Source organism: Pectobacterium sp. F1-1, from assembly GCF_025643735.1.
GTDB classification, from domain to species: Bacteria; Pseudomonadota; Gammaproteobacteria; order Enterobacterales; family Enterobacteriaceae; genus Pectobacterium; species Pectobacterium colocasium.
On the sequence record NZ_CP104733.1, the window covers coordinates 2,056,503 to 2,074,783 of the forward strand.

Annotated in this window: 15 protein-coding genes and 3 pseudogenes; 9 read left to right on the forward strand and 9 right to left on the reverse strand. The window is 51.3% G+C overall.

Annotation, left to right across the window (positions count from 1 at the left end; translation table 11 throughout):
* Positions 1–125 precede the first annotated feature (125 nt).
* Complete coding sequence (murJ, locus tag NAL19_RS09020) at positions 126–1,661, forward strand: murein biosynthesis integral membrane protein MurJ (protein WP_225087892.1); 1,536 nt, start codon at positions 126–128, stop codon at positions 1,659–1,661.
* A gap of 215 nt (positions 1,662–1,876) precedes the next feature.
* Here the strand turns inward: murJ and argS are convergent, their stop codons facing one another.
* Positions 1,877–3,607 (reverse strand): arginine--tRNA ligase, encoded by a 1,731-nt coding sequence (gene argS / locus NAL19_RS09025; protein ID WP_263059464.1) that lies wholly within the window; start codon positions 3,605–3,607, stop codon positions 1,877–1,879.
* A gap of 658 nt (positions 3,608–4,265) precedes the next feature.
* On the opposite strand from argS, the gene NAL19_RS09030 reads away from it, so the two are divergent.
* The gene (locus tag NAL19_RS09030) at positions 4,266–4,814 is read left to right on the forward strand and encodes a VOC family protein (RefSeq protein ID WP_263059465.1); all 549 of its coding nucleotides are present in this window, start codon (positions 4,266–4,268) and stop codon (positions 4,812–4,814) included.
* A 409-nt stretch (positions 4,815–5,223) separates the two neighbouring features.
* Positions 5,224–5,982, forward strand: coding sequence for a copper homeostasis protein CutC (gene cutC, locus NAL19_RS09035; RefSeq protein WP_263059466.1), 759 nt, complete (start codon positions 5,224–5,226; stop codon positions 5,980–5,982).
* 165 nt (positions 5,983–6,147) lie between these two features.
* Here the strand turns inward: cutC and cmoB are convergent, their stop codons facing one another.
* The 5 genes from cmoB to NAL19_RS09060 all read right to left on the reverse strand — a co-directional run bounded on the left by cmoB (position 6,148) and on the right by NAL19_RS09060 (position 10,714).
* Positions 6,148–7,134 (reverse strand): tRNA 5-methoxyuridine(34)/uridine 5-oxyacetic acid(34) synthase CmoB, encoded by a 987-nt coding sequence (gene cmoB, locus NAL19_RS09040; RefSeq protein WP_263059467.1) that lies wholly within the window; start codon positions 7,132–7,134, stop codon positions 6,148–6,150.
* Positions 7,131–7,874: a carboxy-S-adenosyl-L-methionine synthase CmoA gene (cmoA, locus tag NAL19_RS09045; RefSeq protein ID WP_225087897.1), complete on the reverse strand. Its 744-nt coding sequence runs from the start codon at positions 7,872–7,874 to the stop codon at positions 7,131–7,133. Before cmoA ends, cmoB begins: the two co-directional genes overlap by 4 nt.
* 170 nt (positions 7,875–8,044) lie before the next feature.
* Entirely contained in the window at positions 8,045–8,440 is a 396-nt protein-coding gene (locus NAL19_RS09050; RefSeq protein ID WP_225087898.1) for an MAPEG family protein, read from the reverse strand.
* Positions 8,441–8,594: 154 nt separating this feature from the next.
* On the reverse strand, positions 8,595–9,407 hold the full coding sequence (locus tag NAL19_RS09055; protein ID WP_225088143.1) for a DUF72 domain-containing protein: 813 nt from the start codon (positions 9,405–9,407) through the stop codon (positions 8,595–8,597).
* Positions 9,408–9,496: 89 nt separating this feature from the next.
* Complete coding sequence (locus tag NAL19_RS09060; RefSeq protein WP_263059468.1) at positions 9,497–10,714, reverse strand: EAL and HDOD domain-containing protein; 1,218 nt, start codon at positions 10,712–10,714, stop codon at positions 9,497–9,499.
* 457 nt (positions 10,715–11,171) lie between these two features.
* Here NAL19_RS09060 and aspS point away from each other — a divergent pair, with 457 nt between their 5' ends.
* From aspS to ruvB, 6 genes are all read left to right on the forward strand, one after another.
* On the forward strand, positions 11,172–12,968 hold the full coding sequence (aspS, locus tag NAL19_RS09065) for an aspartate--tRNA ligase (RefSeq protein ID WP_263059469.1): 1,797 nt from the start codon (positions 11,172–11,174) through the stop codon (positions 12,966–12,968).
* 1 nt (position 12,969) lies between these two features.
* Positions 12,970–13,413, forward strand: a complete 444-nt coding sequence (nudB, locus tag NAL19_RS09070; RefSeq protein ID WP_010275904.1) for a dihydroneopterin triphosphate diphosphatase — start codon at positions 12,970–12,972, stop codon at positions 13,411–13,413.
* A 23-nt stretch (positions 13,414–13,436) separates the two neighbouring features.
* On the forward strand, positions 13,437–14,180 hold the full coding sequence (locus tag NAL19_RS09075) for a YebC/PmpR family DNA-binding transcriptional regulator (RefSeq protein ID WP_015840062.1): 744 nt from the start codon (positions 13,437–13,439) through the stop codon (positions 14,178–14,180).
* A gap of 63 nt (positions 14,181–14,243) precedes the next feature.
* Positions 14,244–14,765, forward strand: a complete 522-nt coding sequence (gene ruvC / locus NAL19_RS09080) for a crossover junction endodeoxyribonuclease RuvC (RefSeq protein ID WP_263059470.1) — start codon at positions 14,244–14,246, stop codon at positions 14,763–14,765.
* A 91-nt stretch (positions 14,766–14,856) separates the two neighbouring features.
* A complete protein-coding gene (gene ruvA / locus NAL19_RS09085; protein ID WP_263059471.1) occupies positions 14,857–15,474 on the forward strand; it encodes a Holliday junction branch migration protein RuvA in 618 nt (205 codons plus the stop codon).
* Positions 15,475–15,481: 7 nt separating this feature from the next.
* On the forward strand, positions 15,482–16,486 hold the full coding sequence (ruvB, locus tag NAL19_RS09090) for a Holliday junction branch migration DNA helicase RuvB (RefSeq protein WP_225087905.1): 1,005 nt from the start codon (positions 15,482–15,484) through the stop codon (positions 16,484–16,486).
* Between the two features lie 71 nt (positions 16,487–16,557).
* On the opposite strand, the pseudogene NAL19_RS09095 reads toward ruvB, so the two are convergent.
* The 3 pseudogenes from NAL19_RS09095 to NAL19_RS09105 all read right to left on the reverse strand — a co-directional run.
* A pseudogene (locus NAL19_RS09095) lies at positions 16,558–16,749 on the reverse strand (carbohydrate porin); the annotation flags it as partial.
* Positions 16,750–16,752: 3 nt separating this feature from the next.
* Positions 16,753–17,052 (reverse strand): annotated as a pseudogene (locus NAL19_RS09100) (PTS lactose/cellobiose transporter subunit IIA); the annotation flags it as partial.
* A 17-nt stretch (positions 17,053–17,069) separates the two neighbouring features.
* Positions 17,070–18,206 (reverse strand): annotated as a pseudogene (locus tag NAL19_RS09105) (PTS sugar transporter subunit IIC); the annotation flags it as partial.
* Positions 18,207–18,281: the final 75 nt, after the last annotated feature.

Genomic DNA, 18,281 nt, shown 5'->3' on the forward strand with positions numbered 1-18,281 from the left:
AGTTCAGCGGTTATGACAATGCGCGGTAGCTATTGCTCGCGCAATGCGTAGACTAGTCGCACCTCGCAATCAGGATGACCTCAACGGGTTACTAATCGGTCCTGAACCATTCAGAACATAATCGGATGAATTTACTTAAATCACTGGCTGCCGTCAGTTCCATGACCATGCTATCGCGCATTTTAGGATTCGTGCGCGATGCGATCGTCGCCCGTATTTTTGGTGCCGGCATGGCGACGGATGCCTTCTTTGTGGCGTTCAAACTGCCTAACCTGCTCCGGCGGATTTTCGCGGAAGGCGCATTCTCACAGGCATTTGTGCCTATTCTTGCTGAATATAAAAGCCAGCAGGGTGAAGAAGCCACCCGAACGTTCCTCGCTTATGTTTCCGGTATGCTGACGCTGATTCTGGCGTTGGTCACCGTCGCGGGAATGGTTGCCGCACCCTGGGTTATTATGGTGACCGCTCCCGGTTTTGCCGCGACGCCAGAGCGCTTTGAGCTGACCTCGGATCTGTTAAGAGTCACGTTTCCCTACATCCTGCTGATTTCGCTGACCTCTATGGTGGGGTCGGTGCTGAACACCTGGAACCGTTTCTCGGTGCCGGCGTTTGCCCCGACATTGCTTAACGTCAGCATGATTGGTTTCTCGCTGTTTGCCGCGCCATATTTTAACCCACCGGTGATGGCGCTGGCCTGGGCGGTGTTGGTTGGCGGTTTACTGCAACTCGGCTACCAGTTACCGCATCTGAAAAAGATTGGCATGCTGGTATTGCCGCGCCTGAAATGGCGGGAACCGAGCGTCTGGCGAGTCATGAAACTGATGGGGCCTGCGGTTCTGGGCGTCTCGGTAAGCCAGATTTCACTCATCATCAACACCATTTTCGCGTCCTTCCTCAGTGAAGGTGCGGTGTCATGGATGTATTACGCCGATCGCCTGATGGAGTTCCCATCCGGTGTTCTGGGCGTGGCGCTGGGAACGATCTTACTTCCGTCTCTGGCGAAGAGTTTTGCCAGTGGTAACCATGATGAATACTCCCGTCTGATGGATTGGGGGCTTCGCCTGTGTTTCCTGTTAGCGCTGCCGAGTGCGGTCGCATTAGGTATTTTGGCTAAACCGTTGACGGTGTCGCTGTTCCAGTACGGCAAATTTAGCGCCTTTGATGCGCTGATGACCCAGCGGGCGCTGATAGCTTACTCGGTTGGGCTGATGGGATTGATTGTCGTTAAAGTGTTAGTACCTGGCTTTTATTCCCGACAGGATATCAAGACGCCAGTCAAAATCGCGATAGTCACGCTGATTCTGACGCAGGTGATGAACCTGATCTTTATCGGCCCGCTGCAACATGCCGGTCTGGCGTTGTCCATCGGTCTGGCCTCCTGCCTGAATGCAGGGCTGCTGTACTGGCAACTGCGTAAGCAGGATATTTTCCAGCCACAGCCAGGTTGGCGGCGTTTTCTGATACGCCTGCTGGCCGCGGTTATTGTGATGTCGCTGGTTTTACTGGGGATGCTGTGGTGGATGCCCGCGTGGGATGACGGCAATATGACGATGCGAATCTTGCGTTTGCTGCTGGTTGTGGTTGCGGGGGCGGGCTCTTATTTTGCCACGCTGGCGCTGTTGGGATTCCGTCCGCGGGATTTTGCCCGCCGTAGCGTGTAACAACGTTATTGAATACAACGGTGATAATGGAATAGAAGAGTAAAGCGTTTGCGCCATGGATGGCGCAAGCCGAGCGTACAGGGATGTATTTACAGCGTCTTTACGATCTATCCATTATCGCCGCGTGACTGTCTTTGCCTGTAACGCAAAACGCCATTGGTGGCAGCACCAATGGCGTTTGTGTTTCAATGCATCCGTTTTCAGTCGATGGAGACTTACATCTTCTCGACGGTTTCGATGCCCAGCGTATCCAGACCTTGCTTCAGCGTTTTCGCCGTCAGCAGCGCCAGTCTCAGACGGCTTTGACGCACGTCGTCACTGTCGGCATTGAGAATCGGGCAGTGCTCGTAGAAACCAGAGAACAGACCCGCCAGATCGTACAGGTAGCTACACATCACATGCGGTGTGCCTTCGCGGGCGACGGTGGTGATAGTTTCTTCGAATTGCAGCAGACGCGTGGCAAGGGCAAATTCGCGCTCATCGCTCAGCGTAATCGGCTGCGTTAAGCTGTCTTCCTGTATGCCCGCACGTTTGAAAATTGACGCGACGCGGGTGTAGGCGTATTGCATGTAAGGTGCCGTGTTACCTTCAAACGCCAGCATATTGTCCCAATCGAAAACATAATCCGTGGTACGACTTTTCGACAGATCGGCGTATTTGATCGCGCCGATGGATACGACTTGCGCCAGCGCGGTTAACTCATCGTTTTCCATTTGTGGATTTTTCTCTGCGATGAGCTTCAGAGCACGATCGTAGGCTTCATCTAACAACTCGGACAGTTTAATCGTCCCGCCTGCACGCGTTTTGAATGGCTTACCGTCTTTGCCCAGCATCATGCCGAACATATGGTGTTCCAGACTGACGGAATCAGGCACATAGCCCGCTTTACGCACGATGGTCCAGGCTTGCATCAGGTGTTGATGCTGGCGGGAGTCGATGTAGTAAAGCACACGATCGGCGTTCAGGGTTTCATAACGGTATTTGGCGCAGGCGATATCCGTTGTGGTATAGAGGTAGCCGCCATCCTTTTTCTGGATGATGACGCCCATCGGTTCGCCTTCCTTGTTTTTATATTCATCAAGGAAAACCACCGTAGCGCCTTCGCTTTCTACCGCCAGACCTTTTGCCTTCAGATCGGCGACGATACCCGGCAGCATGCTGTTATACAGGCTTTCACCCATCACATCCTGCTTGGTCAGCGTGACATTGAGGCGTTCATAGTTGATCTGGTTTTGCGTCATGGTGATATCGACGAGCTTGCGCCACATCTGGCGGCAATATTCATCGCCACCCTGCAATTTCACCACGTAAGCGCGTGCGCGTTCGGCGAAATCGGCGTCTTCATCGTAGTGTTTCTTCGCTTCACGATAGAAGGCTTCAAGATCGGACAGATCCATCTCGCTGGCGTTTTCGTTTTGCATTTTTTCAAGATAGGCAATCAGCATGCCAAACTGCGTACCCCAGTCACCGACGTGGTTGGCACGAATGACATTGTGACCCAGAAACTCCAGCGTACGGGCCGCGGCGTCACCAATGATGGTCGAACGCAGGTGGCCGACGTGCATTTCTTTCGCGACGTTGGGGGCAGAATAGTCAATCACGATCGTTTGTGGTTCAACCGGCGTTAAACCCAGTTTGGGTGCATTCAGGGCGTTCTCAACCTGGCTCGCAACCCACTGCTTATCGAGAAAAATATTAATAAATCCCGGGCCTGCGATTTCTGTTTTTTCTGCAATGCCCTCCAGCGCCAAAAGCTGGACGACTTTTTCGGCCAATTGTCGCGGCGGCATGCCCAGTTTTTTTGCCACGGCCATAACGCCATTGGCCTGATAATCACCAAACTGTGCTTTTGCCGACTGACGAATCTGAGCTTCGCTGTCTGCTGGCGCGCCCGCGGCGGTTAACGCCTGGCTGACTTTTTCGGAGAGAAGAGCCTGAATATTCACCGGTTTACCTTAAATAAAAAATTAAGCCTTGCTTATACCATATTTGCCTTTCTTCGTCAGCAGACGGGGAGGTGGAGCGGGATGTTCAGGCGAAAAAATGCCCGCCAGGCAGGATAGGAAAAAGGAACGATGAGAAGGAAAAAAGAGATAAGGAGAACACGACAAAAAAGAAAATGCGGCTTGAGGTAGAATTAAAATAAATAAAAATTACGATCTTAACGTTTTCTTGAACGATTATTTACACCAATTTTATGTGAGTCTCTGGTTTTAAAATGACGAAAAATAGCGTATGCCGCAATAGCGATAAGCGCGATGGATATAATGAGTAAAACCATGATGATATCTCTGCGTTATTATTTGTTTTCTTAATTTATACGTTTTCTTTTAGGCGTTCAATGGGGTAACTCTTATTTAAGATTCCTCCCAGAATAGATTGCGAGAAGTATCGCAGATTAACGCCGGGTAAAAAACATTTCCGTTTATTAATCAAGCAGCACGGTTGTCTTTTCTTTGCATTTAATGCGTTTCACGTAACGGAGGTGTAAATAAATGTACAGGGAGAAAAGTAGAATTTAATTAGAATGTGTCACGGGTGTGATATTCTCACCGCGCGAATGGTTAGTGATAATGTGAGATGCCGCGAGGAGTTTTACCCGATATGTTACCCAATGATTTGATAACGGATTTAGCGCGTTTTGAGCACGCGTTGCAGGAATTGGCCGATGTACTACAGCTGGATTTAGGCGCATTTCATGCTGACCATATTTCTCTGCGCTGTAACCAAAATACGACGGCTGAATCCTGGAAAGCGGCGCTGCTAAAGACGGGCCGCCTACTGTCTGAAAACCAGATCAATGGTCGCCCAATCTGCTTGTTTATACTGGATAAGGCTATCGCGGTCGGCCCTTGGGAAATGACGTGTATCGAGCTACCGTGGCCGGGGAAAAAACATTATCCGCATGAAGGATGGGAGCATGTAGAACTGGTGCTGTCTGGGGAGGCGGAAACGCTGCATCAGCGTGCGCTGGCCTGTTTGTCTGATGATGCGCTGCGTACGCCGGGTATCAAGCTGAAATTCAGTTCTCCACAAGGTGAAAAGGAACGAATACCTAATCCGACGCTGGCGATAACCAATGGGAAAGTGACAATAAAATTCCATCCATTTGATATACGCGATGTTGTCGCGAGCGAAATGTCTTCACAATGAAAATAGTGAAGAATGTGTACGTAGAGTAATCAGAAAGATAACATTGGTTGAAAGTTAAAATGGCATGTCACGTTATTCATGCCATTTTCTTTTGCTGTATACCCTAAATAATTCGAGTTTCAGGCAGGCGGCAAGCGAGTGAATCCCGATGAGCTTACACAAGTAAGTGATTCGGGTGAGTGAACGTAGCCAACGCACCTGCAATTTGAAGTATGACGGGTATAGAACAGATTAATAAAACTGTGGTTTATGTCATGTTTATTTCGGCAATCTATCGCGCTCATTGTGACTCCTGTCTCCTCACGATATGGATGTGAATGCCATAGTTATTACTTTAATCGGCCTGATGATTCGCCGATTCTTCGCTAATTAAGAAAAGTAGTCTGAGAGTTTACATGGAGGAGCAGCGATGACGAAACTGGAAGTATGCTGTTATAGCGTTGATTGTGCCATAACAGCAGCGCAGTCTGGGGCTGACAGGATTGAACTCTGTGCAGGACAACGGGAAGGCGGATTAACCCCCTCCTATGGTGCGCTGCGTGGTGCTCGTGAAAAGGTCGCGATTCCTGTGCACCCGATTGTGCGTCCGAGAGGCGGTGATTTTTGCTACAGCGCGACAGAACTGGCTGCCATCAAATACGACATTGAGCAGATTCGCGAAATGGGGTTCCCCGGCGTCGTTGTCGGTGTGCTGAATGAGGAAGGACATATTGATTTGCCCAAAATGCGTGAAATCATGGCAGTAGCGCAAGGCATGGCAGTAACCTTTCATCGCGCGTTCGATATGTGCCTGAACCCTTACATTGCGCTGGAACAACTCACTGAACTCGGCGTATCGCGCATATTGACCTCCGGACAGCAGCAGACGGCGGAGAATGGGCTGCGGCTATTGCGTGAACTAACACAGGCCAGTCGCGGTCCAATTATTATGGCGGGCTCTGGCGTGCGGTTGACTAACTTGCACAAATTTCAGCAGGCCGGTATTCGCGAACTGCACAGTTCCGCTGGTCAATGGACCCCATCCCCTATGCGCTACCGAAAAATTGGCGTGTCGATGTGTTCTGATACAGAGCTAGATGAATTTAGCCTGTATTGCGTGGATGGCGATGTAGTGGCTGCAATGAAACGGGCGGTCAGTCCGGATCGTGAAATGCAGTACGTGTCATAACCTCAGGCATGTCGTGGGGTGGCGATAGACGTAGTGTGTAAACAGCATCGCAATCAACACGGCATCATCATTCTTCAATTTTGCCGCGCAGCATACCCTTCGGTTTGCATGGCAAGTACCAGGCCCCAACGTGTTGTTGGGGCTTTTTTTGTCGAGCACAGTAATTTAGGGCTGGTAGATACCGGGTTTACGAGCAACCAGTACGGCTCGTACCGGTGCGGGGTAGCCTTCCACCGTTTTGGTCGGATCTTCAGGATCGAGGAACTCAGCCAGCGATTCTGTGATCATCCAGTCTGTCCGACGCTGCTCCTGCGTTGTCGTGGTGCAAATATCGACGACGCGGACATCAACAAATCCGCATTTCTCAAGCCATGTGGTCAAGGCAGTCGCGGAAGGGATGAAATACACATTGCGCATTTGCGCGTAGCGTTCTCCTGGCACCAGCACCTGGTTTTCATCGCCTTCAATGACGAGGGTTTCCAGCACCAGTTCACCGCCCGCTACCAATTGATTCTTCAATTGCCACAGGTGATCGAGTGGGGAACGGCGGTGATACAGTACGCCCATCGAAAACACCGTGTCAAAAGCGGCCAGTTCGGGGAGTTGCTCAATGCCGAGCGGCAGAACGTGCGCACGTTGATCGTTGCCTAGCAGTTTACGTACCGCTTCAAATTGACATAAAAACAGCTGCATAGGGTCAATGCCGACCGCCATCGTGGCGCCTTCACCGACCATCCGCCACAGGTGATAGCCGCTGCCGCAGCCCACATCCAGAATCAGACGATTCTTCAACGGGCTGATATGTGGCAGAACGCGCTGCCATTTCCAGTCAGAGCGCCACTCTGTGTTGATATCTACACCGTAAAGCGAAAAGGGCCCTTTACGCCAGGGCATCAGGTTACGCAGCAGCTTTTCAATACCTTCACGCTGCCCCTCGGAAATATCGGGTTCCATGCGCGCGGTGACACTGTCGTTTAAATCCAGGGCGGTTGGCGTCAGCGAGGGGAGATGTTCCAGCGAGTTAAACCAGAGTTTGAACTTACCGTGCAAGGATTCCTGCTGCCAACTGCTGAGCTGTGAAGGCAGCGTGTTAAGCCAGTGGCTGAGCGGGCCTTTTGCGATTTGCTGATAAAAATTGCCGAAATCGATCACGCCTTTTCCTCTGCTTTCACGGCTAATAACGAACCAAAATTAAAACATTGAAACCACGTTTCGCTATGCTCAAAACCGGCGCTCGCCAGCCGAGCCTTATGAGTTTCTACCGAATCGGTCAGCATGACGTTTTCCAGCATGCTGCGCTTCTGGCTGATTTCTAACTCGCTGTAGCCATTTGCCCGTTTGAAATCGAGGTGCATGTTGAACAGCAATTCGCCGACGTCTTTGTCTGCAAAATTGAATTTTTCAGAGAGGACGAGCACACCGCCGGGATTTAATCCCTGATAAATACGTTCAATAAGTACCTGACGCTGAGAAGGTTCCAGAAATTGAAGCGTAAAATTCAGCACCACCATCGACGCATTTTCGATATCAATGTTCAGGATATCGGCTTCGATAATCTCGACGGGCGTATCGGAACGAAAAGCGTCGATATGGCTACGGCAACGTTTCACCATGGCCGGAGAATTGTCGACCGCGATAATTTTGCAACCGGGAACAGAGATATTGCGTCGCATGGACAGCGTCGCAGCGCCCAGCGAGCATCCCAGATCATAGACGTGACTATCTGGACGGACGAAGCGTTCTGCCAGCATGCCAATCATCGAGATGATGTTGGAATAGCCGGGAACAGAACGTTGGATCATATCGGGAAATACGTCAGCAACGCGTTCGTCGAATGTCCAGTCGCCTAAATTGGCAATTGGCACAGAAAAAAGCATATCGCGGTTTGGCATGGCGGAAAGTTGTACTGAGAGTAATAAAGAGGCGCGTATTCTAGCAGAATACGCCGTAGCCTTCACCTTTCACATTGTGTCGGCGTAGGATTATGGACGCGGCTTTTGATGCCCGGGCGCAGGAATGTTCGTGCGACCGGGAAGGCAGTTGGCGTTCTTGTTTCGCGCCATCAATACAGCGTGAAAACCAGATCCCAGGGGAGGTAATAGAGGTTTGCTGCAATCATCAGGATAAGCGAGGCATACGTTGCCGCCATACCTGAACGCCGCCAGCGAAATTCGCGGTGCCGAAGGCCGTAATAGTGAACTAAACGTCCGGTAATCAATAAGATGCCGCAGAAATGGATCATAATGACAAGGGCGCCGTTCATTTCCATCAGCACCAGCAAAATCGCCGCAATCGGGATATATTCAACCGCATTGCCATGTACTCGGATGGCGGTTTGCAATTCATAAAATCCGCCGTCGCCATAGGCCACGCGATACTGCATTCTGAGTTTCACAACATCAATAGACAGCTTTATCAACAAGATTGCGCCAAGCACGATATAGAGCGCACTTACCATGTTTTACTCCGTAACCTAACCGAAAACGGCTTGCAGAATAATAGCTTTACCTAACGCAACTGTCGCCTATAAAGGCCGATTTTTTTAGCGGAAATGCGTTGCGTTGCCAAATGGTTTATAACCAAACGGGCTAACACCTGCCTGAGCGGGTGGATCAAAAGAGCGTTGCCTGCTGTGGCCAATCCGGCTGGGGCGGCAAGGTTGGGTCGATCTCAGCGAGTAGCGGCCAAAGCTGTTGCGCCAGTGGAGGAGCATCACCAATATCCGGTGTGTGAATGAAGAAGAAGGGATTGGCCTCGTTCCATTGCGGCAGTTTGTTACGCCACGACTCGAACCAGCGAAGATTTTCTTCCGGCGTTTCACTACCGATAAAGCGGATAAGCGGCTGTGTGGCGGTGAGCACGGCGTGTACTGGCACGCGAGGTTTCTTACGCTGGGCCTCACGCATGGCTGCACTGTCTGGCGCGGCATGGTGAACCGGACGGCTGTCGAGAATCACGCGGTTAATGCCGCGCTGCTGCAATCCCTGATTCAGCGCGCGCTCCTCATCACCTTTGGCAAAAAATAGCGGGTGACGCACTTCCACGCCGTAGCCAAATCCCTGCGGTAAGGCATCGAGAAAACGCCATAGAACGGGGAGTTGCGCAGGGCCGAAAGCGGCAGGGAGTTGCAGCCAGAGCTGCCCGATACGGTGTGCAATGGGTTCAATGCATTGATAAAAAAGGCCGACATCGCTGTCACAGTTCTGCAAGGCGGCTTTATGGCTGATCGTTGAAGGAAATTTAAAGCAAAAGCGGAAATCGTCATGCGTCATATCACGCCAGCGCCCGACGATCTCACGTGAAGGTAACGCATAAAAGGTCGTATTGCCTTCAACGCAGGTAAAGTAGCGGCTGTAATCGGCAAGATCGTTGAGTCCTAACCGACTCCATGCCGGGTGCTGCCATTGCGGTAATCCGATGTACATCATCGCACCATCACGTCATTAAACCTCAAGAGAATGGCGCTGATTATCGCGCAATTGTCAGCACCGTGCGAGTGAGTTGGAGACATCGTTTATAAAATCTCATCGGCCCACTGCGTTGCTTCTCTTATCATGGTAAAGAAGTCTTCTTCATTGAGACCTAATTGCGTTAAAAGCGGTTCAAGTTCTTCCCATTCTTGCTGTTCATATTTAGAAATTAGCGTCAGATAAGGTGCGAGTTCGCCAGTATGATCCAATAAACTCTGGTTAATTTTTTCGGATAGCGCGATTTGTGAGAGCAGCAGGGGCATTGGCGAGTCTAATACGGCATCAAGCAGCGACAATAATCCGCACAAAAATGCCTCGGTGGTATCCTCCTTTACATTAAAAGAGGCATACAATAATTCGAAGAATCTGGCGCGAATTAAACTGGTTCGATAAAGCTCGCTGGGTTTATTTTCATTACTGTTGGTAATGCTGATTAACGAGACAAAACGTTTGAGTTCCCGTTGCCCAAGCAGCATGGCCATAGAACGGAACGACATTGAGGTTGCTGTGATGCCAAAACGGGTGTTGTATTTGATGTTGGTGATGTGGCGCATCAATTTATAATAAAGCGACAGATCCGCACACACTAATTCCTCGATCGTGGCATAGTTGATTTCGGGCTTATTGACTTCTCTCAGTAATCTGATGGTATTACTGGAGTTATTGGCCAGCTTCTTCGATTTAATCATTTCAGGACGGCTGAAAAAATATCCCTGAAAAAGTGAGATCCCCAGCTTTTTGCTTTGCTGGTATTGCTCATGTGTTTCTACTTTTTCGGCCAGATAAGTTAATTTACGCTGCGAGGTTCTGTTGATGAAGTTTTCAATATCATCAAACGTCGACAGGGTTAAATCGAATTTGATGATATCAACGTAAGGTAAAAAACGATCCCACTCTGAACCCATCGAGAAATCATCCAGTGCAATTCTGAAGCCCTTTCTTTTTAGCTTTTTTACGGCGACCAAGAGATCGTTGTTGGGAGGCGAATTTTCAAGAATCTCGATAACGACTTTTTCTTGTGGCAAGACCTCTGCCTGACCATTGATCAGCAGTTGATGGGGGAAATTAATGTAGTAAGGTTGTTCAACCACGGATTTTGTTAGTGGGTTGGTTAAGAACTGATCGGAAATAAGCTGTGCGGTCGCAAATTCAGGACTGACGTCAGGAAATTTATTGGTGATGTCCATGCGAAAAAGGAGCTCGTAGGCGACCGTTTGAAGATGGCTATTTAAAATGGGTTGACGGGCAACAAATGAATACATAGCTGTTCTCCATGTAAATCATACGCATTTGCCAGTAGTGGAAAGCGCTTTTTATTAAAATTTTTATAAAAATCAGCAATTACTTGGTAATTCTAGCAGGTTTTATTAAAAAGGAAGGTCGGTTTCCCTAAATCCTCATGTGATGCACACTGGCAAATTTTACCGCTTTGAGCTGATGACTCGGGCTTCTTCTTTTGCTCACTTTTGCAACAACTTTATGCTGATTGATGAACATTCCGTTAACCGGAACGGAAATTTCGTAAAAAGAGTAGGCGGCAGCGTCGCAGAGCGTTACCTTCATGCTTATCGTTCGGGCGAATATCCTTTATAATAGCCGCCTTTTTTCATCGGACAGTAACCCAGAAAAACCATGCCGTGCAGCGAAAATGCCACTGTTTTTGCACTGTGATCTACCGTGAAAACGTGTGAGCTGGCGGATGAGTAAAAGGACATCGTGATGCGTACTAATTATTGCGGGCAGTTGAATTCGTCCCATGTGGGCCAGGAAGTGACATTGTGCGGTTGGGTTAACCGCCGCCGCGATCTGGGTGGTTTGATTTTTATTGATATGCGTGACCGTGAAGGGCTGGTTCAGGTGTTTTTTGATCCGGATCGTCAGGACGCATTTAAACTGGCATCCGAGCTGCGTAACGAGTTCTGCATCCAACTTACCGGTGTGGTACGCGCCCGTCCAGAAAGCCAGATCAACAAAGATATGGCGACGGGTGAAGTCGAGATTTTTGCCAGTGCGCTGACTATTGTTAACCGCTCTGAAGCGTTGCCGTTGGATTCCAATCAAACCAACACCGAAGAAGCCCGTCTCAAATACCGCTATCTGGATTTGCGCCGCCCTGAAATGGCGCAGCGCCTGAAAACGCGCGCACGTATCACCAGTTTTGTTCGCCGCTTTATGGACGATCACGGCTTCCTGGATATCGAAACGCCAATGTTGACGAAGGCGACGCCGGAAGGCGCGCGCGACTATCTGGTGCCGAGCCGCGTACATAAAGGCAAGTTTTATGCGCTGCCGCAGTCTCCACAGCTGTTCAAACAACTGCTGATGATGTCTGGTTTTGACCGCTACTATCAGATAGTCAAATGCTTCCGCGACGAAGACCTGCGAGCTGACAGACAGCCAGAATTTACCCAGATCGATGTGGAAACCTCTTTCATGACCGCGCCTCAGGTGCGTGAAGTGATGGAGAAACTGGTGCGTGAACTGTGGCTGGACGTGAAAGGCGTCGATCTGGGCGATTTCCCGATCATGACGTTCGCAGAAGCGATGCGCCGTTTCGGTTCCGACAAGCCCGATCTGCGTAACCCGCTGGAGCTGGTTGACGTCGCCGATCTGGTGAAAGACATCGACTTTAAAGTGTTCTCCGGCCCGGCAAACGATGCCAAAGGCCGCGTTGCCGCTATTCGCGTTCCGGGCGGCGCGCAGTTAAGTCGTAAGCAGATTGATGAATACGGCAAGTTTATTGAAATCTATGGTGCGAAAGGCCTGGCTTACATTAAGGTCAACGAGCGCGCCAAGGGGCTGGAAGGCGTTCAAAGCCCCGTCGCGAAATTCCTGAATGAAGACATCCTGTCTGCGCTGTTGGATCGTACCGCGGCGCAAGATGGCGACATCCTGTTCTTTGGCGCAGACAGCGCGAAAGTGGTGACCGATGCGCTGGGCGCGCTGCGTCTCAAGTTGGGCCGCGATTTGAGCCTGACGAAAGACAATAGCTGGGAGCCGCTGTGGGTCGTCGATTTCCCGATGTTTGAGGAAGATGGCGAAGGCGGCCTGGCTGCGATGCACCATCCGTTTACTGCACCGCGTGACATGTTGCCTTCTGAACTGGCTGCTAACCCAGTTTCGGCGATTGCCAACGCCTATGACATGGTGATTAACGGTTATGAAGTGGGCGGCGGTTCTGTGCGTATTCACAACGGTGACATGCAGCAAACCGTGTTCAGCATTCTGGGCATTACCGAACAAGAGCAGCGTGAGAAATTTGGCTTCCTGCTGGACGCGCTGAAATATGGTACGCCGCCGCATGCCGGTCTGGCCTTTGGTCTTGACCGCCTGGTGATGCTGCTGACGGGCACCGATAACATTCGTGACGTTATCGCCTTCCCGAAAACAACGGCAGCCGCCTGTCTGATGACTGAAGCACCAAGTTTCGCCAACCCGGCCTCGCTGGAAGAGCTTGCCATTGCGGTTGTCGTAAAAGGGAAAGCGGCTCAGGATGGAAAATCCGAGAACGAATAAGATGGTATATAAGCGACCCGTTTCGGTTCTGGTGGTGATCTATGCCCGTGACACTGGGCGGGTGCTGATGTTGCAGCGGCGTGACGATCCTGAATTCTGGCAGTCGGTAACCGGCAGCATAGAAGAAGGGGAAAGTGCGCCGTATGCCGCACAGCGTGAAGTCAAAGAAGAAGTTAACATTGATATATCCGCAGAAGCGTTATCACTCTTTGATTGTCAGCGCTGTATTGAGTTTGAGCTATTTGCTCATTTGAGACGTCGCTATGCGCCGGGAGTAACGCACAATACCGAACACTGGTTTTGTCTGGCGTTACCTGCTGAGCGCGAGGTGCAATTATCCGAGCATCTTGCCTACCAGTGGTTGGATGTGCCCCACGCGGCACAGTTGACCAAGTCCTGGAGCAACCGGCAGGCGATTGAGGAATTTGTTATTTATCCGGCCTGAACAGGCTTTTTTCGGAGATTTTTATGGCAGGTCATAGTAAGTGGGCTAACACAAAGCATCGTAAAGCAGCACAGGACGCCAAACGCGGTAAAATCTTTACCAAGATTATCCGCGAACTGGTTACCGCAGCCCGTCTGGGCGGTGGCGATCCAGGTTCTAACCCACGTCTGCGCGCCGCGATCGATAAAGCACTGTCCAACAACATGACGCGCGATACCCTGAACCGCGCGATTGCCCGTGGCGTCGGCGGTGACGAAGATGCCAACATGGAAACCATCATTTATGAAGGTTACGGCCCGGGCGGCACGGCTGTCATGGTGGAGTGCCTGAGTGATAACCGTAACCGTACCGTTTCCGAAGTACGCCATGCGTTTACAAAAACCGGTGGTAACCTGGGAACGGATGGTTCCGTTTCGTACCTTTTCACCAAGAAAGGCGTTATTTCTTACGCGCCAGGTCTGGATGAAGATGCGGTGATGGATGCGGCGCTGGAAGCGGGCGCGGACGATGTCGTGACGTACGACGACGGCGCAATTGACGTCTTCACGCCGTGGGAAACGTTCGGTAACGTGAAAGATGCGCTGGATGCGGCAGGTCTGAAAGCGGAGTCGGCTGAAGTCTCCATGATCCCGTCCACCAAAGCGGATATGGATGCGGAAACGGCACCGAAACTGATGCGTCTGATCGACATGCTGGAAGATTGCGACGATGTGCAGGAGGTTTACCACAACGGTGAGATCTCCGATGAGGTGGCTGAACTGCTGTAATGGCAGGTCGGTAATGCAGAGTAGCAACGGCTATCTACACGGGCGAATCGGCGGAGCGGCACGATGACAATAATAGTCGGCATTGACCCCGGTTCGCGCGTGACGGGCTATGGCATTATTCGTCAGCAGGGGCGTCATCTGACGTATCTCGGCAGCGGCTGTATCCGCACCGTGGTGGATGATATGCCCACGCGGCTGAAGCTGATTTACGCTGGCGTCAGTGAAATTATCACGCAATTTCGCCCAGACTGTATGGCGATTGAGCAGGTTTTCATGGCGAAAAACCCGGATTCGGCCTTGAAGCTGGGTCATGCTCGTGGTGTGGCTATCGTCGCAGGGGTGAATCAGGATCTGCCGGTGTTTGAGTACGCCGCGCGTTTGGTTAAACAAACCGTGGTAGGGACGGGTGCGGCGGATAAAAAGCAGGTGCAGCATATGGTTCGCTCGTTGCTGAAACTGTCAGCTAGCCCACAGGCGGATGCTGCCGATGCGCTGGCGATTGCCATCACCCATTGCCACTTTAGTCAAAGCCTGCTGCGCACGTCGGCGGCGAAAGTGAACCCACTGGCAGGACGACTGCGCTGAAACAGGAGGCTGGATATTCATCCAGCCTTTTTTATGTTATATACTCGTCATACTTCAAGCCATTCATTCCCTAAGTAAAAGGAAGCGCAACGTGATAGGTCGTCTCAGAGGCATTATCCTGGAAAAACAGCCGCCGCAGGTGCTGATAGAAGCTAACGGCGTGGGTTACGAAGTCCATATGCCGATGACGTGCTTTTACGAACTCCCTGAACTCAATCAGGAAGCGATTATTTTTACTCACTTCGTTGTCCGTGAAGATGCGCAACTGCTGTTCGGTTTTAACGATAAGCAGGAGAGGGCGCTGTTCCGTGAGCTGATTAAAGTGAATGGTGTTGGGCCGAAGCTGGCGCTGGCGATTCTCTCAGGCATGTCCGCGACGCAGTTTGTCAGCGCGGTTGAACGCGAAGAAATCGGTGCGTTGGTTAAGCTTCCTGGCGTCGGTAAAAAAACGGCGGAAAGACTGGTTGTTGAAATGAAAGATCGCTTCAAGGGCTTGAGCGGCGATCTGTTTAATCCGGTCAGCGATATTCCGCTGGCGTCGCCTGCGAGTGCAGAGAGCCGCACCAGCGATCCGGAAGCGGAAGCCGCAGCAGCACTGGTTGCGCTGGGCTATAAACCGCAGGAAGCCAGCCGTATGATTTCCAAGGTCTCGCGCCCTGATGCCGACTGTGAAACCCTGATCAGGGATGCACTGCGCGCGGCGCTGTGAGGTATTCATGATAGAAGCTGATCGTTTGATTTCCGCTGACGCCGTTCCAGAAGAAGAGTTTCTTGACCGTGCGATGCGGCCTAAGCTGCTGACCGAATATGTGGGGCAGCCGCAGGTGCGTGAGCAGATGGAAATTTTTATTCAGGCGGCCCGCAAACGCGGGGATGCGCTGGATCATCTGCTCATTTTTGGCCCTCCCGGTTTGGGGAAAACGACATTGGCGAATATTGTCGCCAATGAGATGGGCGTAAATATGCGCACAACGTCAGGCCCGGTGCTGGAAAAAGCCGGTGATCTTGCTGCGCTGCTGACCAACCTTGAACCGCATGATGTGCTGTTCATTGATGAAATCCATCGTTTGTCGCCCGTTGTGGAAGAAGTGCTGTACCCGGCGATGGAAGATTACCAGTTGGATATCATGATCGGTGAAGGACCCGCTGCTCGGTCGATCAAACTCGACTTGCCGCCTTTTACGCTGATTGGCGCAACGACGCGTGCTGGTTCGTTAACCTCGCCGTTGCGCGATCGTTTCGGCATTGTGCAACGTCTGGAGTTTTATAACGTCACCGATCTCCAGTATATCGTTGGCCGCAGCGCACAGTGTTTAGGGCTGGATCTGACATCGGATGGGGCGCTTGAAGTGGCGCGTCGTTCGCGCGGTACACCGCGTATTGCCAACCGCTTACTACGCCGGGTACGTGATTTTTCCGAGGTGAAGTCGGAAGGGGCAATTACCGGAACCGTGGCGATGCAGGCGCTGGATATGCTGGCGGTGGATACCGAAGGTTTTGACTACATGGACCGCAAGCTGCTGTTGGCGATCATCGATAAATTCATGGGTGGCCCCGTTGGGCTGGATAACTTAGCGGCAGCGATTGGCGAAGAACGTGAAACGATTGAAGACGTGCTGGAACCGTTTTTGATTCAGCAAGGGTTCATTCAGCGTACGCCGCGCGGTCGGATGGCGACACAGCATGCCTATCGGCACTTTGGCTTAACGCGCGAGGAGTAGCGTCATCTGCGCACGTTTTCCTACATTGCCCACATTCAGGGAGACCATATGGTCTCCCTGAGTTTATGGGACTAGAACCAGGCTTCCCACATTGCCCCAACGTTGAACGAATCGAGCTTCGTGTTGACGCCAGTGGTTGTCCGCGCGGTGTGTTTGTTATCCACTTCTCCGCCAGTAACATAGAAGCGTAGCATCGGTCTGAATTCCGGCCCCATCGCGATCGAGACATTCTGGGAAAGCGTCAGTTTCCACCCTTTATTGTCACTTCTTTGGTATAAATGAATAATCTCTTCTGATAATTCGCGGGCGAGCAGGGATGTCATTAAATGGTCTTGAGCATGAACCATAATCAATGTCATCGGTTGTCTGGCTTCTCCTGCATCCTGTTCGATCAGCTGAGTTTGCATCTGGTGAGCCTTACGCGCGTAACTATCGGCTTCCTTCAGCAGATTTTTGGCTTCATCAATGTTGCCTTTACGCGCAGCGTGTAGCGCCTCAAAACACAGGCTGCGTGACTGTCCAGCATTGACGATAATTTCCATTACTGCATCTTCTAATGTAATCATCATATGACCTATTTTTTTGTTGTCCACGGCGTGAGCGATACCACCTGTGCCAGCCACCCCATTTTGGTTGCGGTGTAAGCCAGTACAGCATTGACCATCGGTACGAAAACAAAGGGGAGGAACAGCATTGGGTTCATGATGATGGGCGCGCCAAACATGATCGGCTCGTTGATGTTAAAGAAGCTCGGAACGACGCCCATTCTGCCGATGGTTCGCAGCTGCGTTACCTTGCTACGTAACAGCAGGAAGGCCAGCGGTAGCGTTGAACCGACGCCGCCAATCAATAGATAGTGATCCCAAAAGCCCTGTAAATAGATATGTGGCAAGACGTCGCCAGCTGCCAGCGCGGCCTGATTCACGGCCAGATTGGTCATCCAGAATGGGTTCATGATGCCGGTGACAATCAGAGAACCGTGGATCCCCGAAAACCAGAAAAGCTGGCACAGCAGCACAGACAGAAGAATGGCAGGCAGCGAGTCGGAGGCGGACACCAGCGGTGCCAGCAGGTGCATAATCGCTTCGGGAATGATCATGCCTGTTTTTGCTTCAATGAAAAGATTGAGCGGGTGTAGCGTCGCGACAATCACTAACACGGGAATGAGGATTTCAAACGAACGGGCGACCCCCGCCGACACTTCTTTTGGCAAGCGGATGGTAATCTTGTGCTGCTTCAGCGCCGCATAAACACGGGTGGCGTAGATGGACGTCAGTAAGGCGGTGAAGATCCCTTGTCCTGACAGGTACTCGGTAGAAATTTTGTTATCGGCGTAAGGGGCGGCGATGAGCAGGAAAGCCATAAACGCCAATAGACCGGACATGACGGAGTCGAGATTAAGCTGTCGTCCCAGGCTGGCACCCACACCTACGGAGATGAAAAATGTCATTAGCCCCATACTCAGTTCGAAAGGCAGCATCAGCTGTGCGCGATAGGTGATAGAAAAATCGAGCCAGGTACGGGCAAATTCGACGGTGGTATCGGCGGAAAAGGGAGGGAAAATAAACACCAGCATAAATGAGCCGATGATCATAAAGGGGAGTGCGGCGGTAAAGCCATCGCGGATAGCGATCACATATTTTTGTTGTCCTAAACGCCCGGCCAGCGGGGTAATCGATTGTTCGATCGCAGCAATCGTTGATTGATATAAGGAACCCATGTGAACACCTTTCTTGTGTGTCGCCGCAGCAGCGGCAGATCGTCACCAAGTATGTTATCGCCACGTTTTATGCCG